This window comes from Ligilactobacillus aviarius subsp. aviarius DSM 20655 (genome assembly GCF_001436315.1).
GTDB lineage: Bacteria > Bacillota > Bacilli > Lactobacillales > Lactobacillaceae > Ligilactobacillus > Ligilactobacillus aviarius.
The window spans coordinates 279,726-280,343 of the sequence record NZ_AYZA01000024.1; the positions used below are offsets into that span (position 1 = coordinate 279,726).

Sequence of the window (618 nt, forward strand, 5' to 3'; positions counted from 1 at the left end):
TAACAGAACGACGGCGTTCTCGTTGGTTAATTTATCCGCTTCTGCTTGAGCTTCGCCAACGCTTACGCCGTCTTTAACAACTAATGTTCCGTTTTCTTGAACAAAGTTTCCTTTGTCATCTTTTTTAAAATATTCATCACGTAAACTTGCAATGTCCGCATTGTATTCATCAATCTTCTTTTGAAGTAATTTAATGAGTTTAGTACGTCCACGGCTTGCCCGTGATTTCAAGTTCAATTTTTGCAAAAATTCTACATAGGCGGTAATCTCGCCATTCTTAATTTCCATTTTCAAATTGCATTCCTCCTATAATGAGCTCCAGTTAATTGAGCCACCTTGACCCATTTGAATATCATTAATGAACTTAGTATGTGTGAAGTTGACGTATTTGCCACCACCGTAAATACCAAGTCCACCATTAGCACCCCACCAAAAGCCATATCCGTTTCCGGACTGTAAGCCGAATGCTGTTTCGCCGTTCATGCTTAACGCTACTAAGTCAAGCCGATAGCTTGATGTCCCAATGTGGTTCAGTTTAAGGTCGTCAGCCCAAACAGTGTCGCAGAAATTCCAGCCGGGTTGATACCCATAGGTATTGATACCTTGTCTCATCCATAG

The 618-nt window shown here is 41.1% G+C and carries 2 protein-coding genes; both read right to left on the reverse strand.

From position 1 onward, the window contains the following. A partial coding sequence (locus tag FC33_RS08110) for a DUF1617 family protein (RefSeq protein WP_235803913.1) occupies positions 1–288 on the reverse strand: 288 nt, incomplete at its 3' end. 18 nt (positions 289–306) lie between these two features. Further along, the coding region (locus FC33_RS08390) for a hypothetical protein (RefSeq protein ID WP_162257629.1) at positions 307–618 on the reverse strand (312 nt) is incomplete at its 5' end.